The organism is Photobacterium sp. R1, from assembly GCF_054600795.1.
Genome location: NZ_BAAHZP010000004.1, coordinates 345,661 through 365,700 on the forward strand (window position 1 = coordinate 345,661; position 20,040 = coordinate 365,700).

Sequence of the window (20,040 nt, forward strand, 5' to 3'; positions counted from 1 at the left end):
TATACTCTTATTTGACAATAATTCTCATTATTATTTATGGAAGAAAGAAGTAAGGATGCAGGTATGAAGATGCAGAAGTCATTGCTGTCAGTCGAAGCGCTGTCCGTGGCATTCACGATGGAGAGCGGTATTGTGGATGCGGTGAAGCAGGTCAGTTTCAGTCTTGAAAAAGGCCAGACTCTGGCGCTGGTTGGTGAATCCGGATCGGGGAAATCGGTGACTTCCAGTGCGGTAATGGGGTTGTTGCCGAAAAATGGCAGGGTCGATCCGACCAGCAAGATCTGGTTTCAGGGCACAGAGCTGCTGGCTTTACCTGAAAAAGTACTTCGGGGCTTTCGGGGCGGTAAAATCGCCATGATCTTTCAGGAGCCAATGACATCGCTCAATCCATACATGCCGGTGGGGGAGCAGGTGGCTGAAGCAATTCGCTGCCACCGGGATGTTTCGTCGAAAGAGGCCATGGAAGAAACGCTGGCCCTGTTCAAGCGGGTTCATCTGCCGGAGCCACACAAGCGGCTTCGTCATTATCCGCATGAATTCTCAGGTGGTCAGTTGCAACGGATCATGATTGCGATGGCGCTGGCGAATAAGCCGGATCTGCTGATTGCCGATGAGCCGACCACTGCGCTGGATGTCACCGTACAGGCTGAGGTGCTGTCGCTGCTGAAGGAAATTCAGGCTGAAATGGGTATGGCAATCCTGTTTATTACCCATGATCTGGGTGTCGTCCGACACTTTGCCGATGATGTGGTGGTCATGTGCCAGGGTGAAGTTGTGGAAACCGGAACGGTTGAGAAAGTCTTCCATCATCCGGAGCATCCTTACACCCGGATGCTGCTGGACGCCGAACCTAAGCCGAGAGAGCATGCAGAGAAAGCCGGCGAACCCGTGATTCTTCAGGCGGATGATGTCAAAGTCAGTTATGTGCTGAAATCGAACTGGATGGGACAGCCGACCGAGTACCTCGAAGCGGTGAAGGGGATCAGCCTGACATTGCGGCAGGGCGAAACGGTGGGGATTGTCGGTGAATCCGGTTCCGGTAAATCCACCTTAGGCCGCGCGCTGATGCAGTTGCTGCCTTCAACCGGCAATATCTCTTTTGAAGGCAAGAACATGCGTCAGATGAGCGCATCAGAGCGATTTGAGCTGAAACGCCACATGCAGATGGTCTTCCAGGACCCTTATGGTTCGTTGTCGCCCCGCATGACGATTGGTGAGATTATCACTGAGCCGCTGACTGTCTTCACGAATATGTCCAAGTCGGAGCGGATGCAGAAAGCCCGTCAGGTCCTGCAGGAAGTACGTCTCGATCCGCACTGTATCAACCGTTATCCTCATGAGTTTTCCGGCGGCCAGCGTCAGCGGATTGCGATTGCCCGTGCGCTGATTTTCGAGCCGAAATTTATTTTGCTGGATGAGCCAACCTCAGCGCTGGACCGTTCGGTACAGCTGACAGTGCTGGATTTGCTGAAAGACATTCAGCGGCGTCATAACATCGGTTATCTGTTCATCAGCCATGATCTGGCCGTGGTTCGCGCCATCTCGGATCATGTGATGGTGATGCAGCGTGGAGAAGTGGTGGAGCAGGGGACGCCTGAGCAGATCTTTGACCATCCGCAGCAGGCGTATACACAGCGTTTGATCAGCGCGTGTATGCTCGTTGAAGACGCGGCTTAACCTGTCACGGTTGAGCGGATTTCTCCGTCGGCCAGTGTCGTTTGCAGGGTGTCTCCGGTTTTGACCTGAGCGGCGCTGCGGATGACCTGGCCGTTTTCATGCCGGGTGATGGAGTATCCGCGGGCTAAGGTTGCCAGCGGACTGACGGCATCGAGTTTTTCTGTTGCCATTGCCAGCTGGTGCCGTGCATTGACCAGCAGGCGATCCATCGCGTCCTGCAAACGGCGCTGATGGGTGGCAAGCTGAGAGCTCAGTTTTTCCAGTCGCTGAGCTGGTGAGTGAAGCGCCAGTTTGTACTCATTGCGATGGACGTGTTGCTGGCTGTCAGAGATCTGTTTGCGCATCGCTCTTTCAAGACGGCTGCGCAGTTCATCCAGACGCTGGCTCTGCTGATTCAACTGAACTTGCGGATGCTGGCGGTCGAGCCTGTGCTGCCAGCGTACCAGCTGACTTTGGCGTTGTGACAGATAGTGGCGCATTGCATGGCGCAGATGCTGCTGCCGCTGCGTGATTTTCTGCATTTGTACGCTGAGATCACGGCTGACCAGCTCGGCTGCAGCGGATGGTGTCGGAGCACGCATGTCCGCGACAAAATCGGCGATGGTGACATCGACCTCATGACCTACGGCACTGATAATCGGGATCTGGCTGGCCGCGATGGTTCGGGCAACAATCTCTTCGTTAAAGGCCCAGAGATCTTCCAGTGAACCGCCGCCCCGGCCAACAATCAGGACATCACATTCCTGGCGTGAATTCGCCCGGCCAATCGCCTGAGCAATGGAAATTGCGGCACCTTCGCCCTGCACCATCGTCGGGTAGATGACGACCGGCAAGCCGGGATCGCGGCGTTTGAGGACATTCAGAATGTCATGCAACGCAGCACCGGTTTTAGAGGTGATGATGCCGACGCGTTTCGGTTGTTCCGGCAGTGCTTTCTTTAAAGTCTGAGCAAACAGGCCTTCGCCAGCCAGCTGCATTTTCAGTTTTTCGAACTGCTGCTGCAGGCGGCCATCCCCTTCTGGCTGCATGCTTTCGATAATCAGCTGGTAATCACCACGCGGTTCGTACAATGACAGCCTTGCCTTGACCAGCACCTGATTTCCGTTGGCCGGGCGGAAAGTTACGCGCTGGTTATTGCCCCGGAACATGGCGCATTTCACCTGGGCCCGTGCGTCTTTGAGTGTGAAATACCAGTGTCCGGAAACTGGTGCAGAGAAGTTGGATAATTCTCCGATCAGCCAGACTACACCCATTTCATTTTCCAGTAACAGCCGGACCTGGGCGTTCAGGCTGGAAACCGTAAAGATACGCTGATTCTGGGATGAAGCGGTATTGTAAAGACTCACGACAAGGTAACCTGTGATTCAGGAAATGGATGTTGCAGCAGATGGTGCCCGAATTTGATAGCAGTATCAAATGAATGTCGCAGGAGGATGGCTGAAAAACCGACAGGCGCAATGAGGGCTGGAATTTCGGCCCGCAGCTTGGTCACTTAAACCGGAATATATTACGTATCAAGTTAAAAGTGTCAATTATTTTTTTTATTTTTTTTCTAGCCAAACGTTTGCTTGGTACGTATAATTCGTCCGCAATATTTTATCCCTTCTTTAAAACCTTACATGGTGTGAGATATTGCGATGTTACGTATCAAACAAGAAGCTTTGACCTTTGATGATGTCCTGCTGGTTCCGGCACACTCGACTGTACTTCCTAACACTGCGGATCTGCGCACCCGTCTGACCAAAACTATTTCGCTGAATATCCCGATGGTGTCTGCCTCTATGGATACAGTCACTGAAGGCCGTCTGGCGATTGCGTTGGCCCAGGAAGGGGGGATTGGCTTTATTCACAAGAATATGTCAATCGAACAACAGGCACGTGAAGTGCGCATGGTGAAGAAATTTGAAGCGGGTGTGGTTCAGGAGCCGGTAACGGTGAAACCTTACCAGACCATTGCTGATGTGAAGCGTCTGACCGAAGAAAACGGCTTTGCCGGTTACCCTGTGGTTGATGACAATCATGCGCTGGTGGGGATTATCACCGGCCGTGACGTTCGCTTCGTTACCGATCTGACTCAGACAGTCGAAAGCGTGATGACGCCGAAAGAGCGTCTGGCTTCTGTGAAGGAAGGGGCTTCCCGCGAAGAAGTTGAAGCAGTGATGCAAGCGCATCGCGTCGAAAAAGTACTGGTTGTGAACAGCAAGTTCCAGCTGAAAGGTATGATTACGGCTAAAGACTTCCAGAAAGCAGAGCGTAAGCCAAACGCCTGTAAAGATGAGCAGGGCCGTCTGCGAGTTGGTGCCGCGGTGGGTGCCGGTGCAGGCAACGAAGAGCGTGTGAAAGCGTTGGTTGAAGCCGGTGTGGATGTGCTGCTGATTGACTCATCTCACGGTCATTCTGAAGGTGTACTGCAGCGTATCCGTGAAACCCGTGCTGCTTTCCCTGAGCTGCCAATTGTTGGCGGTAACGTGGCGACAGCTGAAGGTGCCCGTGCCCTGATTGAAGCGGGTGTCAGTGCAGTGAAAGTCGGGATTGGCCCGGGCTCAATCTGTACCACACGTATTGTCACCGGTGTTGGTGTTCCGCAAATCACAGCCATTGCTGATGCTGCCGCAGTTGCAAATGAGTATGACATTCCGGTGATTGCCGACGGCGGTATCCGTTTCTCGGGCGATATGTGTAAAGCGATTGCAGCCGGTGCATCCTGTGTGATGGTGGGTTCTATGTTTGCCGGTACTGAAGAAGCACCGGGTGAAGTGGAACTGTATCAGGGCCGTGCATATAAATCTTACCGTGGCATGGGCTCTCTGGGTGCAATGTCTAAAGGTTCTTCTGACCGTTACTTCCAGACAGACAATGCAGCTGACAAGCTGGTTCCTGAAGGGATTGAAGGTCGTGTGGCTTATAAAGGTCACCTGAAAGAAATCGTGCACCAGCAAATGGGCGGCCTGCGTTCAAGCATGGGCCTAACCGGTTCTGCGACCATTGAAGACCTGCGCACCAAGGCTGAATTCGTACGTATTTCCGGCGCTGGTATGCAGGAATCACACGTTCACGATGTGACCATTACCAAAGAAGCTCCGAACTACCGTCTGGGCTGATATAGACAACGTTGAGACCGGTGACTTCAGTCGCCGGTCTTCGTCAACACCGACGAATTTTTCCGGAGCGGTACGCCGCTGGCTGATCGCTCCTTTTGATTGCAATAGATATTTGAGACTGCCTGAATGACCACAAATATTCATGATCAACGTATCCTCATTCTGGACTTCGGTTCCCAATACACCCAACTGATTGCCCGTCGTATCCGTGAAATCGGTGTGTACTGTGAGCTGTGGAGCTGGGATGTGGATGAGGCGGATATCCGCGATTTCAATCCGAACGGTATTATCCTGTCTGGCGGTCCGGAGAGTGTGGCGGCAGAAAACTCTCCGCGTGCACCACAATATGTTTTTGAAGCCGGTGTTCCGGTTCTGGGTGTATGCTACGGCATGCAAACGATGGCGGAACAACTGGGCGGTAAAGTTGCCGGTTCCGATCTGCGTGAGTTCGGTTATGCGCAGGTTGAAGTCATTGAACCAACGGCACTGCTGAAGAATATCGAAGATGCGGTTGCAGAAGACGGCAATGCGCTGCTGGACGTCTGGATGAGCCACGGTGACAAAGTGGTTGAAATTCCGGCTGACTTCGTGAAAGTCGCAGCCACTTCAACTTGCCCATACGCTGCTATGGCAAACGAAGCAAAACGTTTCTACGGTGTGCAGTTCCATCCGGAAGTGACCCACACGCGCCAGGGCCAGCGTCTGCTGGAAAACTTTGTGCTGAACATTTGTGGCTGTGAAAAACTGTGGACGCCTTCTTCCATCATTGACGATGCGATTGCCCGTATTAAAGAGCAGGTCGGTGATGACGAAGTGATTCTGGGCCTGTCCGGTGGTGTTGACTCTTCTGTTGTGGCGATGCTGATTCACCGCGCGATCGGCGACAAGCTGACCTGTGTGTTTGTCGACAATGGTCTGCTGCGTCTGAATGAAGGCGAGCAGGTCATGGAAATGTTCGGTGACCATTTTGGTCTGAACATTGTCCATGTGAATGCCGAAGAACGTTTCCTGTCTGCACTGGCTGGTGAAGCGGATCCGGAAGCCAAGCGCAAGATCATTGGTCACGTCTTTGTCGATGTTTTCGATGAAGAATCGAAGAAACTGAAAAACGCAAAATGGCTGGCACAGGGCACGATTTATCCGGATGTGATTGAATCGGCTGCATCAAAGACCGGTAAAGCGCACGTGATCAAGTCGCACCACAATGTGGGCGGTCTGCCTGAAGATATGGCGATGGGTCTGGTTGAGCCGCTGAAAGAGCTGTTCAAAGACGAAGTTCGTAAGATTGGTCTGGAACTGGGCCTGCCGTACAACATGCTGTACCGTCACCCGTTCCCGGGTCCGGGTCTGGGCGTGCGTGTTCTGGGCGAAGTGAAGAAAGATTACTGTGACCTGCTGCGTCGTGCGGATGCAATCTTCATTGAAGAGCTGCACAAAGCCGATCTGTACAACAAGGTTTCTCAGGCCTTCACCGTCTTCCTGCCAGTGCGTTCTGTGGGTGTGATGGGCGACGGTCGTAAGTACGACTGGGTTGTCTCTCTGCGTGCTGTCGAAACGATCGACTTCATGACTGCACATTGGGCACACCTGCCATATGACTTCCTGGGTCGGGTTTCGAACCGGATCATCAACGAAGTCGATGGCATTTCCCGTGTTGTGTATGACGTTTCCGGTAAGCCACCGGCAACCATTGAGTGGGAATAATTTTCCAACCGGAAACGTCTGGCACTAACAGGCACTAAATCATACTTAAGTCCGCGTAATTGCGGACTTTTTTGTTTTTATCTGGCGATATCGAAGTCTCAGTATTGTGATGAAACTTGAATATCATCATCGGAAGACACAGATGTGATTTTTGTTGTTGCGGTCAGCGCGTTTGCACCAGTCGAAGACACACAGAGGTCACGTCACGCGCATACGATTCATAATTTTCCGGGTTGAGCGCAATGGCTTCGTCAGTGGCGCCATGCACGCCGTGATAGATCATTAAGGCCGTGATGCGTGGTTGCTCCAATGTCCAGAGACCGGCTTGCATGCCTCCCTGTAGAATTCCTTCCAGTTGCGTCAGAAGAGCATTTCTCTCCGGATTGGTCCGATCATGGTGATGGGTATAAACGATGTCGTGCGTACGGTAGGTCTCGACGTACACCAGCACACTGGTGTAAATCCAGGTACATAAACGCTTCTGCCAGTCATCCGGTGCACAGGCTTCAACCGCTTCTGCCAGACGATTTAAAAATCGGATGGTATAGAGCTCCCCCATGGCGCCAAGCAGTTCATTCTTGGAGGTGAAGTAGTGGTAAAAGGTCCCCTTTGCGACCTGGGCAAGTTTGACGATTTCGTTGATCGTTGTTGCTTCAACACCCTTCTCCAAAAACAGCTTTTCTGCGGCAGCCATCAGTTCGTTCAGACGTACTTCAGCGGGTTTGGTGCGAGGCGTTTTTTGCTGTTTCATTGTGCTCACTTGCGGCAGTTATCAATAATCATCAGGCAGAGAAAATCCGGAGGATGCATCAGGCGATTTAGCGCGTTGGCATCGGCCGTCTGTCGGTCGATGGTATGCGATCGACTATATCGCCGCAACACGATCAGTGGTGTGTCAGTCGATTTGCCAGGCGAACTGTGGTCTGAATAAATCCATTGACCGACGGTCGGTCGGATCATAAGATGAGAATTAATCTCAATATCGATTTTTGACCGGTGGTTCGCAATGCAGAAATATCGTGTTCATGCTCTAGTTGCAGCAGCCTATCTGGGGACATTTCTTGCGACTCTGGATATCAGTATCGTCAATGTCGCGCTGCCAACCCTTCAGTCAGCGCTACATGCAGACTTGGCGGGATTACAGTGGGTGGTAAACATCTATGCGATTGCGCTGTCAGCGGTGATGTTGTCGGCAGGGCCCCTGGGTGACAGGTATGGCCATAAACGGGTGTGGTTGGGCAGTGTACTTTTGTTTGTGATTGGCTCTCTGGCCTGTGCCGCAGCCGGCCGGTTGGAAACGCTTTTGTGGGGGCGGGCGATTCAGGGCGTTGCCGGCGCATTGCTGATCCCGGGGGCGATGCCGATCCTGACGCATGCATTTACTGAACCGCATCAGCGAGCGCGTGCGATCGGAGGCTGGTCGGCATTTAGTGCGCTGGCACTCATTTCTGGCCCTTTGGCTGGCGGGTTATTGGTCGAACATTTTGGCTGGGAAAGTGTTTTTCTTGTGAATGTCCCCTTTGGCATTGTTGCCTTCATGCTCGGAGCATGGGGGATTCCTGAGCGTAAGCATCCGGAACTGGCCGCATTTGATCCGGCAGGGCAGGTGCTCAGTATGTTGTGGCTGGGCATGCTCAGTTATGGTTTGATCAAAATCGGTGAGCAAGGAGCTTTATCTGATGATGTACTGGTGTCGCTGAGTATTGCGTTGGCAGGTTTCTGTGCTTTTATCTGGGTAGAGCGTCGCGTCCGGCGTTCGTTATTGCCAGTCCGGTTGTTCCGGAATCGATCTCTGGCACTTGCCAATACAGCGTCGTTTGTACTCGGATTCTCCAGTTACAGCAGCCTCTTTTTCCTATCTCTGTTTCTCCAGCAGGCGCAAGGATACTCACCTGCGCAGACCGGGTGGCAGATGATGTCGGAATTTGCGGTTATGGCTGTGGCCTCTTTGATGTTTGGGCGCCTCGCAGCCCGTTTTTCCCTTCAGTTGCTGATGGTCGCAGGTTATACATGTGTCGGAGCCGCCTTGTGTGTCATGGTGAGCTTCACGCCGTTCACCTCATTTGGTGTTATCGCAGTGACTTTCGCCTTACTGGGGCTGGGCACTGGGTTGTCGGTCCCTGCGACTGGCATGATGGTGATGGGCGGAGCCCCGCCGGAAAGTGCTGGCATTGCTTCAGCTACTATGAATGCATTGCGGCAAACCGGCATGACAATGGGGATTGCCCTCTTGGGCAGCATCATGAGCATTCATGCTGTTCATACGTTGACGGTTGCCGGAAAAGGGGCTGGATTAGCTGGCGCTGCCGAAATGGCAGAACGGGCAGTGACAGATAACATTTTTCCGGTGCACACAGACCGGCTGGCCGAACATTATGGTTCTCTCTATCAATCTGCGATGGCAGACAGCTTTGGTTTCGTCATGTTCTGTGCGGGGATACTCTGTCTGCTGGTTTCAGGCCTGCTGCTATGCTTTGCAGGCGATCGGACGACCTTGGCACCCGAGGTTATTTCTGCAAATCGGCAATAAAGTAATGGTGATTGTTGTCGGAGACAGAATCGAGCAGGTATTTTTATATTCATTTCGGTTCATATTTATTGAATCAAGGTGCTTTGATGGTGCCTTTTGGGTTGACGGCAACGCCCGAAAAGAGACGGCTCAGATGTTGGTTTAACAATCTTTTAATAAATCAATGCGTGGATAATTATTCTGTAATAATTTGTTAATGTGGGCTTTATAACTAAAAAATGCATCTGGATTAGTTTTACTGAATTATGACAATCGAGTACTCTCCAGCTTTCTACTCATTCGATTTAATAAGGAAGTACAACTATGAGTGAGCTCCTGAGCCCGGCGAAGAACTCGCGGGGCGTGATTAAGTTCATAGAACGTGCGGGACAAAAAATTCCGGATCCTGTCGTGATCTTCATGTTTCTTTTCGCCTTCATTCTGGTTCTGACAAGCCTGATTGGTGGCATGCAGTTTGAAGTGATGGGCGCCGATGGCGGTAGTGTGACTTATACCATCAAGAGCATGACGGATACTGAGCATGTTCGCTGGTTGTTTGACAATGCATTGCTGCAAAACTGGCTGGCTTTTGGCCGTGGTGTTCTGGGTGTCATTCTGATTGTGATGCTGGCTGTAGGGATTGCAGAGCATTCGGGTCTGTTGTCGGCACTGATCAAGAAAGTTGGCCTGCGCATCAGTGATCGCTGGTTGCCGTATATGGTGGTTTTCCTGGGGATTATGTCCTCGATTGCCAGCGATGCCGGTTATCTGGTGCTGATCCCGCTGGCGGGTCTGTTGTATGCCGGATTGGGTAAAAACCCATTGATTGGTATGGCGGCGGCCTTTGCCGGTGTTTCGGCTGGTTTCAGTGCCAACCTGATCCCGGCGACGCCTTCTGATGTGATTCTGGGCGTGAACGCCCGTATTTTTGCAGAAGCACAGGGCGTTCCGTTCACAACGGCCAGCGGTGAGCCACTGAACCCGGCAACCATGCACTATTACTTTATATTTGTTTCGACCATTGTGCTGACCGTGATTGGTGGCTGGATCACCAATCGCTTTATTGCCCCGCGTTTGTCTTCAATGGACTATCAGCTGCCGGATGATCTGAAACTGGATGATTTTCAGCTGACGGATCGTGAGCAGAAAGGTCTGCGGATGGCTGGTCTTGGCCTGCTTGCGGCGCTGCTCGGGATTTACCTGCTGGCAACCGGTCCGCTGGCGCCTTATACCAATGCTGCCGGCCGCGAAGTCACACCATATCTGGACAATGTCATTCTGCTGATCTCTTTTGTGTTTGTCGTTGTGGGTCTGTGCTACGGCATTACCACGCGGAAGTTCAAGTCTTTGCAGGATGTTGTGACAGCGATGGTGAAACAGATGAACACCATGGGATACATCCTGGTGCTGACCTTCTTCTGTTACAACTTTCTGGCGATGCTGAGCTATTCCGGTCTGGGTACTTACGTCACTTACCTGGGGGCGACTTTCCTGAGTTCGCTGGGGTTACAGTCGTTCCCGATTGCGCTGATCATTGGCTTTATTCTGACGACTGCATTCATCAACCTCTTTGTGGGCGGGATGACCTCCAAGTGGATGCTGCTGGGACCGATCTTCGTGCCGATGCTGTATCAGGTGAATCCAAACATGACGCCGGACATGGTGACGGCGGCCTTCCGTGTCGCGGACTCTGCCACCAATATCATCACACCAATGATGACCTATGCCGGGGTGATTCTGGCCTTTATGCGGAAGTACAAACCTGAACTGAAGTTTGGGGATGTGATCAGCATGATGGTGCCTTACTCCGCTGCATTCCTGGTGTTGTGGTCGGCGTTGCTGGTGATCTTCTTTGCCTTTAGTCTGCCACTGGGTTTCTAAAGCGAAGAAATCATCAGACTCTGAACGGTTACGCCCGGCTTGATGCCGGGCGTTTTTCGATTCAGGGTCTGAAGAAATACTGGGCATGAAATCGCAGGTGGTCCTCGATGAAGCTGGCAATGAAGTAATAGCTGTGATCATAGTCGGGTTGCATGCGCAGGTTAATCGGATAGTCTGCCTGTTCGGCGGCCTTCAGCAGGGCGCCGGGTTTGAGCTGGTGGCTGAGAAATTCATCCGCGGTTCCCTGATCCACCAGTACCGGCAGGTGGGGCGTACTCAGGGCGAGCAGCTCACAGGCATCATACTGTTGCCAGACGACGCCATCATCCGGACCCAGATAATTCGCAAAGGCTCTCCGGCCCCAGGGGGTCTCTATCGGATGGCTGATGGGGCTGAAGGCAGATACAGAGGTGTATCGTAATGGATTGCGTAATGCGATCACCAGTGCGCCATGGCCGCCCATGGAGTGCCCGGCAATCGCCCGCTGCTGCGTGACCGGAAACTGTGCTTCGATCAGCGCGGGCAGTTCATCGGCCACATAGTCATACATCTGATAGTGCTGCTGCCAGGGGGGCTCGGTGGCATTTACATAGAAACCTGCCCCGAGGCCGAGGTCGTATGCCCGCTCAGGATCATCCGGAACCTGCTCGCCTCGCGGACTGGTATCCGGTGCAACGATGGCGATGCCCAGTTCGGAAGCGACCCGATGCGCCCCCGCTTTCTGCATGAAATTTTCATCGGTGCAGGTCAGGCCCGACAGCCAGTAGAGCACGGGCACTTTTTCTCCGATTTCTGTCTGCGGCGGAAGATAAATGGCAAAGCGCATCGTGCACTTCAGATCATCTGACACATGCCGCCATTGCTGGTGCCAGCCGCCAAAGCTTTTGTTGTTGCTGACAAGTTCGCTCTTCATGCCATCCTCACAACTCAGTAGTGAATGACGGAACGGATACTCTTTCCCTGATGCATCAATTCGAATGCCTGGTTGATGTCTTCCAGCGGCATGGTGTGCGTGATGAAATCATGCAGCTGGAATTCATGGTTCAGATATCGCTCGACGATATCGGGTAGTTGTGTCCGGCCTTTCACGCCGCCAAAGGCTGTCCCGCGCCAGACCCGGCCGGTGACTAATTGGAAAGGACGGGTCGAAATTTCCTGTCCGGCTCCGGCGACCCCGATGATCACCGACTCGCCCCAGCCCTTATGGCAGCACTCCAGTGCTGCACGCATGACCTTCACGTTGCCGATGCATTCAAAAGAGAAGTCGACGCCACCGTCCGTCAGTTCAACGATCACGTCCTGAATGGGCTTGTCGTTTTCGTTGGGGTTGATGCAGTCTGTCGCGCCAAATTTTTTTGCCAGGGCAAATTTATGTTCGTTCACATCAATCCCGATGATGCGCGAAGCGCCGGCCATGGTTGCCCCGAGGATGACCGACAGGCCGATACCGCCCAGGCCGAAGACTGCCACGGTATCGCCCGGATGCACTTTGGCGGTGTTGAGTACGGCGCCCATGCCTGTGGTGACTCCGCAGCCCAGCAGGCAGATCTCTTCCAGTGGCGCCGCCGGATTGACTTTGGCCAGGGAGATTTCGGGCAGCACGGTGTATTCCGAGAAAGTAGAGCATCCCATGTAATGGAATATCGGTTCACCGTTCAGAGAAAAGCGGGTCGTGCCGTCCGGCATCAGGCCTCTGCCCTGGGTGTCGCGTATTTTCTGGCAGAGGTTGGTTTTGCCGGATAAACAGAACTTACATTCGCCGCATTCCGGTGTGTAGAGGGGAATCACATGGTCCCCAACCTGAACCGTGGTGACCCCCGGGCCGACTTTTTCGACAATACCGCCGCCTTCGTGACCGAGGATGGCCGGGAATATTCCTTCCGGATCTTCACCAGACAGCGTAAAGGCATCGGTATGGCAAACTCCGGATGCCACAATACGAACCAGCACTTCCCCGGCTTTGGGAAGCTCAACATCGACTTCTTCGATGGTCAGAGGCTGGTTGGGCCCCCAGGCGACTGCAGCCCGGGATTTGATCGTTTCCATGGCATGCTCACTTTGTCATTGTCATGATTCATATAAAGTAGGTGAGAATTACGCGTTGTGCCTAATGTGGAGCCTGCCGGATTGCTGGACGATGCTGGTGGGCGCGAGGCGCATCGCTTATAATCCGACGCCCCGGAAGTCACAGCAGAGAACCAAAGTGAGCGACACAAGCAGTAAGGACGAATTTTTCATGCAGCGGGCCATTGAGCTGGCGGGCAGGGCAGAAGCCGAAGGTGAAGTGCCGGTCGGGGCCGTGGCTGTCCTCAATGGTGAAGTGATTGGTGAAGGCTGGAACCGCTCGATTGGTCAGCATGATGCCACGGCGCATGCCGAGATCATGGCGTTACGTCAGGCCGGTCAAGTGCTGGCTAACTATCGTCTGCTGGATGTCGTGCTCTATGTCACCCTGGAACCTTGCCCGATGTGTGCAGCGGCCATGGTGCACAGCCGGATTGGCCGGGTGGTATACGGCGCACCGGATCCCAAAACCGGTGCTGTGGGCAGTGTGATGAACATGCTCAGTTATACCGGGGTGAATCATCATGTGGCGTTTCAGGGCGGGATGCTGGAAGATGCATGCCGTCAGCAGCTGCAGGCCTTTTTTAAACGGCGCCGTGCCGAGAAAAAAGCACTGAAACAAGCCAGCCGGCTTGCAGAACAGCAGGACAATCATCAGGAAGATTAAATGCCGGGTGGCCTGGCAGCCACCCGGTCGGGGTTGATCAGCGACTCACGTTTTTTTGAGGCTGGGTGTTTTCGATCACGGCTTCGATAGCATTGTCTGCCGCCTGCTCAAGCAGGGTCGTCCCGTTGTCATTCGTTTCAACCGGGGCAATGGTCTGCCAGTCGTCAACCAGCCGGATCCCTTCACTGTTCAGGGGCTGGCTGTGTGCCTGTTCATAGCCGATGATGCTCTGATAGTACCGGCGGATATTTTCCACGTAGAGCAGGGCTTCATCACCGCGAGCGTAACCATAGCGGGTCTGGCGATAGAACTTCCGCTGGCGCAGTAACGGCAGCCGCTGTTTGACATCACTCCAGGCGTCCGGGTTACCCCCTTGTTTCTTGGTCAGACGACGGGCATCCATCATATGGCCATATCCGACATTATATGACGCCAGCGCGAACCAGACTTTTTCATGCGGTTCAATGCTGTCCGGGATTCGGGCGATCATTTTTCTCAGATATTCCGTTCCCCCGCGAATACTTTGTTCCGGATCCAGACGGTTCTGGACACCGACTAATTTCGCGGTTGGCAGTGTCAGCATCATCATGCCGCGGACACCTGTCGGAGAAACGGCCCTCGGGTTCCAGTGCGATTCCTGATAAGAAAGCGCCGCCAGCAGGCGCCAGTCAAACTCGTCGGCGTACTTTTTGAAGATACTTTCCCAGCGCGGCAGTTTACTTTCCAGAGCGCGCAGAAATGCCCGGGTATCGACATAGTCGAACTGATCGACATGGCCGAAATATTTCTCTTCCAGTTTCGCCAGTTCGCCGCTCTGTTTGAGCTCGCCGAAAAATTCAATCAGCAGCGCATACAGGCTGTCGTCATTGCTCGGGTTCAGGAACCAGCCGATCGGCTGGTCATCGGTCAGTTCCAGTGCAACGGCGATATCCGGATGAATCCGCTGGCTCAGGGCAACATCCACAGAATCAGCGACGGTATAATCCAGTTCGCCGACAGCGACTTGTCTGAGCAGCTCTTCGCTGTCGACTTCATCAACGGCATGCCAGGTCAGGGCCGGGTGATCTTTTTTGAGCTCCAGCAGGTTCTTTTCATGGCTGGAATCCCGCACGACAACCAGCTGGCCTTTATTCTGGGCCAGATCGTCGACATCACGCGGGCGCCATTCCCCTTTCTTATAGACCAGAATCTGACTGGCATAGTAGTAGGCCGGGGCCGCACGAAAAGACCGGACCCGTTCCGGTGTCATGGTCAGCCCGGCGGCGAGCAGATCGACATCGCCGCGGGTCAGGGCCGGGAACAGACCTGAGAGAGAGAAGACCGGCTGCATTTCCAGTTTGACGCCTAACTTGTCGGCGAAACGCTGGGCAAGGTCATAGTCCAGTCCGGTCGGGCCGTCCGGACCAATGTAGTAGGAAATCTGATTGTTGAGTGTCCCGACGCGGAGGACGCCACTGTCGCGGATCCGTTCCAACTCTGTGCGGGTGTCATTTTCCCACTGACATCCCGATAATATCAAGCTTGTCAATAAGATAGCGACCAGGTTCCGCAGTCTGGCGGAAAAAGCTAACCGTCTCAATAATTCATGCTCATCTGTCTATTTAGTGGTCCTTTATACCAAAGGTCGCATTCCGGGCAAAGCTGAGCCCCATTTGATCTTATCCGGCGACCGGATAATAGGTGAAAATTTGCGCATTTTTGGGCAGGTGGTCAAAGATCGCTGTCGATCGGCGACGGATTGAAAAAAAAATCGCGCAAACGGTTGCGTCAGGTGTTACGTCACACCCGCTTTTCCCGTATACTACCGCCGTTCCTCTGAACCGAAGGGGGAAATCAGCGCTGAACAAGGTGGCATTGACGTGGCTCCCGGGGTGGGGATCAGGCCAATATCACCTTCATTCAATTGCTAATCGAGAGTCGTACGCACATGGAAATTTTGCGTGGTTCACCCGCACTGTCTGAGTTTCGTGTCAATAAACTGCTGGCGCGTTGTCAAGCCTCGGGTCTGCCTGTCACAGGTATTTATGCCGAGTACATGCACTTTGCTGAGCTGGCTGCGCCGCTCGACAGCCAGGCACTGGAGACCCTGACCAGCCTGCTCACCTATGGTCCTACGATTGTCGAGCATGAACCAAGCGGCACGCTGCTGCTGGTTACCCCACGTCCAGGCACCATTTCCCCTTGGTCTTCCAAAGCAACGGATATTGCCCGTAACTGTGGTCTGCAACAAATCAAACGTCTTGAGCGCGGTACGGCTTATTATGTCGCGACCTCCGCTGCGCTGAGCGAGGCCCAGCAAACAACGCTGCAAGGTCTGCTGCATGACCGCATGATGGAAGTCGTGTTTGATGATTTCAGTCAGGCAGAAGCCCTGTTCCGACACGCTGAACCTGCGCCGATGCAGAGTGTGGATATTCTGTCCGGTGGCCGTCAGGCGCTGGAAGAAGCGAACCTGTCTCTCGGGCTGGCACTGGCTGAAGATGAGATTGATTATCTGGTTGAAAACTTCACCAGACTGGGCCGGAATCCGAACGACATCGAACTGATGATGTTCGCACAGGCGAACTCCGAGCACTGCCGCCATAAGATCTTCAATGCAGACTGGACGATTGACGGTGTCGATCAGGAAAAGTCGCTGTTCAAGATGATCAAAAATACCTACGAGCAACACAGCGATTACGTTCTGTCAGCATACAAAGATAATGCTGCAGTCATGGTGGGCTCTGAAGTGGGTCGTTTCTTCCCGGATGCGGAAAACCGTCAGTATAACTACCATCAGGAAGCAGCTCATATCCTGATGAAAGTGGAAACCCACAACCACCCGACAGCCATTTCCCCATGGCCGGGCGCTTCGACCGGTTCCGGCGGTGAAATCCGTGACGAAGGCGCAACCGGGATCGGCGGTAAGCCGAAAGCCGGTCTGGTTGGCTTTACCGTATCAAACCTGCGCGTTCCGGGTTTTGAGCAGCCTTGGGAAACCGACTTTGGCAAGCCGGGCCGAATTGTGACGGCGCTGGATATCATGCTGGAAGGCCCGCTGGGCGGTGCGGCGTTCAACAACGAGTTTGGACGTCCGAACCTGCTGGGTTATTTCCGTACGTATGAAGAAATGGTTTCTTCTCATAACGGCGAAGAAATCCGGGGTTACCACAAGCCAATTATGATTGCTGGTGGTATGGGGAATATTCGTGATGAGCACGTTCAGAAGAAAGAAATTCCAGTCGGTGCCAAGCTGATCGTATTGGGCGGCCCGGCGATGAATATCGGTCTGGGCGGCGGCGCGGCCTCTTCCATGGCTTCCGGCCAGTCAGCCGAAGATCTGGATTTTGCCTCGGTTCAGCGTGAAAACCCGGAAATGGAACGTCGCTGTCAGGAAGTGATCGACCGTTGCTGGCAGCTGGGCGATGACAACCCGATTGCCTTTATCCACGATGTCGGCGCTGGGGGTATCTCGAATGCTCTGCCTGAGCTGGTGAACGACGGTGAGCGTGGCGGTAAGTTCCAGCTGCGTGATGTACCTAACGATGAACCGGGCATGAGTCCGCTGGAAATCTGGTGTAACGAATCCCAGGAACGTTATGTACTGGCAGTTGCACCGGAACAGATGGCCGTATTCGATGCTATCTGTCAGCGCGAGCGTGCACCGTATGCGGTTGTGGGTGAAGCGACAGAAGAGCGTCATCTGACACTGGATGACAGCCACTTCGACAATACGCCGATTGATATGCCGATGGATATTCTGCTGGGTAAACCGCCGAAAATGCATCGTGATGTGACCTCACAAAAAGCACAGGGAACGGCCATTGACCGCAGCGGTATTGTGCTGGAAGAAGCGACACACCGCGTGCTGCGCCTGCCGGCCGTTGCCGAGAAAACTTTCCTGATCACCATTGGTGACCGCACGGTGACCGGTCTGGTTGCCCGTGACCAGATGGTGGGTCCTTGGCAGGTACCGGTTGCGAACTGTGCGGTGACGGCAGCAAGCTACGACACTTACCATGGTGAAGCCATGTCAATGGGTGAGCGCACGCCGGTTGCCCTGCTGGACTTTGCGGCCTCGGCCCGTCTGGCCGTCGGTGAAGCGATTACTAACATTGCCAGTGCCGACATCGGCGATCTGAAGCGGATTAAACTGTCTGCAAACTGGATGTCTCCGGCCGGTCACCCGGGCGAAGATGCTGGTCTGTATGAAGCGGTGAAAGCCGTCGGCGAAGAGCTGTGTCCTGCGCTGGGTCTGACGATTCCGGTCGGTAAAGACTCCATGTCGATGAAGACCAAGTGGGAAGAGAACGGTGAAGAAAAAGAAGTCACCTCTCCGCTGTCCCTGATTATCACCGCTTTCGGCCGTGTGGAAGATGTCCGTAAAACAGTGACACCACAGCTGCGGACAGACCAGGGCGAATCCAGCCTGATCCTGATTGACCTGGGTTGCGGTAAGAACCGTTTGGGCGCGACCGCGCTGGCACAGGTTTACAAGCAACTGGGTGACCAGCCAGCCGATGTGGACAGCCCTGAGCTGCTGAAAGGCTTCTTCCATGCCGTTCAGAGTCTGCTGCGCGACGGGAAGCTGCTGGCTTACCATGACCGAGGTGACGGTGGTCTGTACGTGACGCTGGCTGAAATGGCCTTTGCCGGTCACACCGGGGTTGAAGTCGATCTGAACACCACAGATGCTGATGCCTGTGATGATGTGCTGGCGGCCCTGTTCAACGAAGAGCTGGGCGCGGTGCTGCAGGTACGTACGGAAGATCTGGCCCATGTGGAACACGTGCTGGCGAAATTCGGTCTGGAAGCCTGCAGCCATGTGATGGGTACGGTCGTCGATGAAGATGTCGTGCGTATCTGGAACGGCAACGATCGGGTACTGGAACAGAACCGGACTGAACTGCGTACAATCTGGGCTGAAACGACTTATCAGATGCAGGCTATGCGTGACAATCCAGCCGGTGCCCTGCAGGAATTCGAAGCCAAGAAAGACAGTCAGGACCCGGGCCTGAACACCAAACTGAGCTTTGACATCAATGAAGATGTCGCCGCGCCGTTTATTGCGACGGGTGCGCGTCCGAAGATGGCAATTCTGCGTGAGCAGGGTGTGAACTCCCATGTTGAAATGGCGGCGGCTTTTGACCGTGCCGGTTTCGATGCCCGTGACGTGCATATGAGCGATATTCTGTCCGGTCGTGTTAAGCTGGACGGCTTTAACGGTCTGGTGGCTTGTGGCGGCTTCTCATACGGTGACGTCCTGGGTGCCGGTGAGGGCTGGGCGAAGTCCATCCTGTTCAACAGCATGGCGCGTGATCAGTTTGAGCGTTTCTTCCATCGTGACAATACGTTCGCACTGGGTGTGTGTAATGGTTGCCAGATGATGTCCAATCTGCGTGACCTGATTCCGGGTGCAGATTTGTGGCCGCGCTTTGTCCGCAACGAATCTGAGCGCTTCGAAGCACGTTTCAGTCTGGTGGAAGTTCAGCAGAGCGATTCGCTGTTCTTCAACGGGATGGCGGGTTCCCGGATGCCAATCGCCGTATCTCACGGTGAGGGCCGGGTTGAAGTACGCAATGCGGAACACCTGTCTGCGATTGAGCAGTCTGGCACCATTGCCCTGCGTTATCTCGATAACTACGGTAAGGTGACTCAGAACTATCCGGCCAACCCGAACGGTTCACCGAATGGGATCACCGGTCTGACGACTCAGGATGGCCGTGTGACCATCATGATGCCGCACCCGGAGCGGGTCTTCCGTACCGTGGCGAACTCCTGGCATCCGGACGACTGGAATGAGAGCAGTCCGTGGATGCGGATGTTCCGTAATGCCCGTGTCAATCTGGGCTAAAACACTGCTGGCTGCGTGCCGGACAGCTGATTATCAAACCGCTGCCAAGTGCAGCGGTTTTTTTATGGGGACGGGAATTACTGGCGGCTCGGAAATCATGAGCCGTCTGCCAGCGAGCCGTTGAGTTTTCAATGAAAAATCGGTGATAATGGGGGCTTTCCGGTATCGGTGATTGCACGCCGAGACCCCGCCCCGGGGGCAGCAGACCTCAGGGTCAACAGACCCTCAGCAAAGGATATTGTGAGATGAAAAAAATCGAAGCCATTATTAAGCCATTCAAACTGGATGATGTGCGTGAGGCCCTGGCAGAGGTGGGGATCACGGGAATGACTGTGTCTGAAGTCAAAGGGTTTGGTCGCCAGAAAGGTCACACGGAGTTATACCGTGGCGCGGAATATATGGTCGACTTTCTGCCGAAGGTAAAACTGGAAATCGTGGTCAGTGATGATGTGGCAGAGCAGTGTGTCGAGACGATTATTGAAACGGCGCAAACCGGTAAGATCGGCGACGGTAAAATCTTCATGTTTGATATTGAACGCGTAGTCCGGATTCGTACCGGTGAAGAAGACGAAGACGCCATCTGATTGTATTTATGCAAGAATTC

General features: G+C 53.8%; 13 protein-coding genes. 8 read left to right on the plus strand and 5 right to left on the minus strand.

Features of this window, described 5'->3' with window-relative positions:
* Positions 1-69: 69 nt before the first annotated feature.
* Complete coding sequence (locus tag ACYP03_RS09430) at positions 70-1,677, plus strand: ABC transporter ATP-binding protein (RefSeq protein ID WP_459779441.1); 1,608 nt, start codon at positions 70-72, stop codon at positions 1,675-1,677.
* Here the strand turns inward: ACYP03_RS09430 and xseA are convergent.
* On the minus strand, positions 1,674-3,023 hold the full coding sequence (gene xseA, locus ACYP03_RS09435; RefSeq protein ID WP_459779386.1) for an exodeoxyribonuclease VII large subunit: 1,350 nt from the start codon (positions 3,021-3,023) through the stop codon (positions 1,674-1,676). The two genes, ACYP03_RS09430 and xseA, sit on opposite strands and share 4 nt — an antisense overlap.
* Positions 3,024-3,314: 291 nt before the next feature.
* On the opposite strand from xseA, the gene guaB reads away from it, so the two are divergent.
* Both guaB and guaA read left to right on the plus strand, forming a co-directional pair.
* Entirely contained in the window at positions 3,315-4,778 is a 1,464-nt protein-coding gene (gene guaB, locus ACYP03_RS09440) for an IMP dehydrogenase (protein WP_248141196.1), read from the plus strand.
* Between the two features lie 126 nt (positions 4,779-4,904).
* Entirely contained in the window at positions 4,905-6,482 is a 1,578-nt protein-coding gene (gene guaA / locus ACYP03_RS09445; protein WP_248141195.1) for a glutamine-hydrolyzing GMP synthase, read from the plus strand.
* Between the two features lie 163 nt (positions 6,483-6,645).
* On the opposite strand, the gene ACYP03_RS09450 is transcribed toward guaA, so the two are convergent.
* Positions 6,646-7,233, minus strand: a complete 588-nt coding sequence (locus tag ACYP03_RS09450; RefSeq protein ID WP_459779388.1) for a TetR/AcrR family transcriptional regulator — start codon at positions 7,231-7,233, stop codon at positions 6,646-6,648.
* A gap of 255 nt (positions 7,234-7,488) precedes the next feature.
* Here ACYP03_RS09450 and ACYP03_RS09455 point away from each other — a divergent pair, with 255 nt between their 5' ends.
* On the plus strand, positions 7,489-9,012 hold the full coding sequence (locus ACYP03_RS09455) for an MFS transporter (RefSeq protein ID WP_459779389.1): 1,524 nt from the start codon (positions 7,489-7,491) through the stop codon (positions 9,010-9,012).
* A 303-nt stretch (positions 9,013-9,315) separates the two neighbouring features.
* Entirely contained in the window at positions 9,316-10,872 is a 1,557-nt protein-coding gene (locus tag ACYP03_RS09460; RefSeq protein WP_459779392.1) for an AbgT family transporter, read from the plus strand.
* A gap of 61 nt (positions 10,873-10,933) precedes the next feature.
* On the opposite strand, the gene fghA is transcribed toward ACYP03_RS09460, so the two are convergent.
* Both fghA and ACYP03_RS09470 read right to left on the minus strand, forming a co-directional pair.
* Positions 10,934-11,785, minus strand: coding sequence for an S-formylglutathione hydrolase (fghA, locus tag ACYP03_RS09465; RefSeq protein WP_459779393.1), 852 nt, complete (start codon positions 11,783-11,785; stop codon positions 10,934-10,936).
* 14 nt (positions 11,786-11,799) lie between these two features.
* Positions 11,800-12,918: an S-(hydroxymethyl)glutathione dehydrogenase/class III alcohol dehydrogenase gene (locus ACYP03_RS09470; protein WP_459779395.1), complete on the minus strand. Its 1,119-nt coding sequence runs from the start codon at positions 12,916-12,918 to the stop codon at positions 11,800-11,802.
* 157 nt (positions 12,919-13,075) lie between these two features.
* Between ACYP03_RS09470 and tadA the strand changes: the two genes are divergently transcribed.
* Positions 13,076-13,603, plus strand: coding sequence for a tRNA adenosine(34) deaminase TadA (tadA, locus tag ACYP03_RS09475; RefSeq protein ID WP_459779397.1), 528 nt, complete (start codon positions 13,076-13,078; stop codon positions 13,601-13,603).
* A 37-nt stretch (positions 13,604-13,640) separates the two neighbouring features.
* Here the strand turns inward: tadA and mltF are convergent, their stop codons facing one another.
* A complete protein-coding gene (gene mltF / locus ACYP03_RS09480) occupies positions 13,641-15,131 on the minus strand; it encodes a membrane-bound lytic murein transglycosylase MltF (protein ID WP_248141190.1) in 1,491 nt (496 codons plus the stop codon).
* Positions 15,132-15,530: 399 nt separating this feature from the next.
* On the opposite strand from mltF, the gene purL reads away from it, so the two are divergent.
* Positions 15,531-19,436, plus strand: a complete 3,906-nt coding sequence (gene purL, locus ACYP03_RS09485) for a phosphoribosylformylglycinamidine synthase (RefSeq protein ID WP_459779399.1) — start codon at positions 15,531-15,533, stop codon at positions 19,434-19,436.
* A gap of 245 nt (positions 19,437-19,681) precedes the next feature.
* Positions 19,682-20,020: a nitrogen regulatory protein P-II gene (gene glnB / locus ACYP03_RS09490; RefSeq protein WP_248141188.1), complete on the plus strand. Its 339-nt coding sequence runs from the start codon at positions 19,682-19,684 to the stop codon at positions 20,018-20,020.
* The last annotated feature ends 20 nt before the right edge of the window (positions 20,021-20,040 follow it).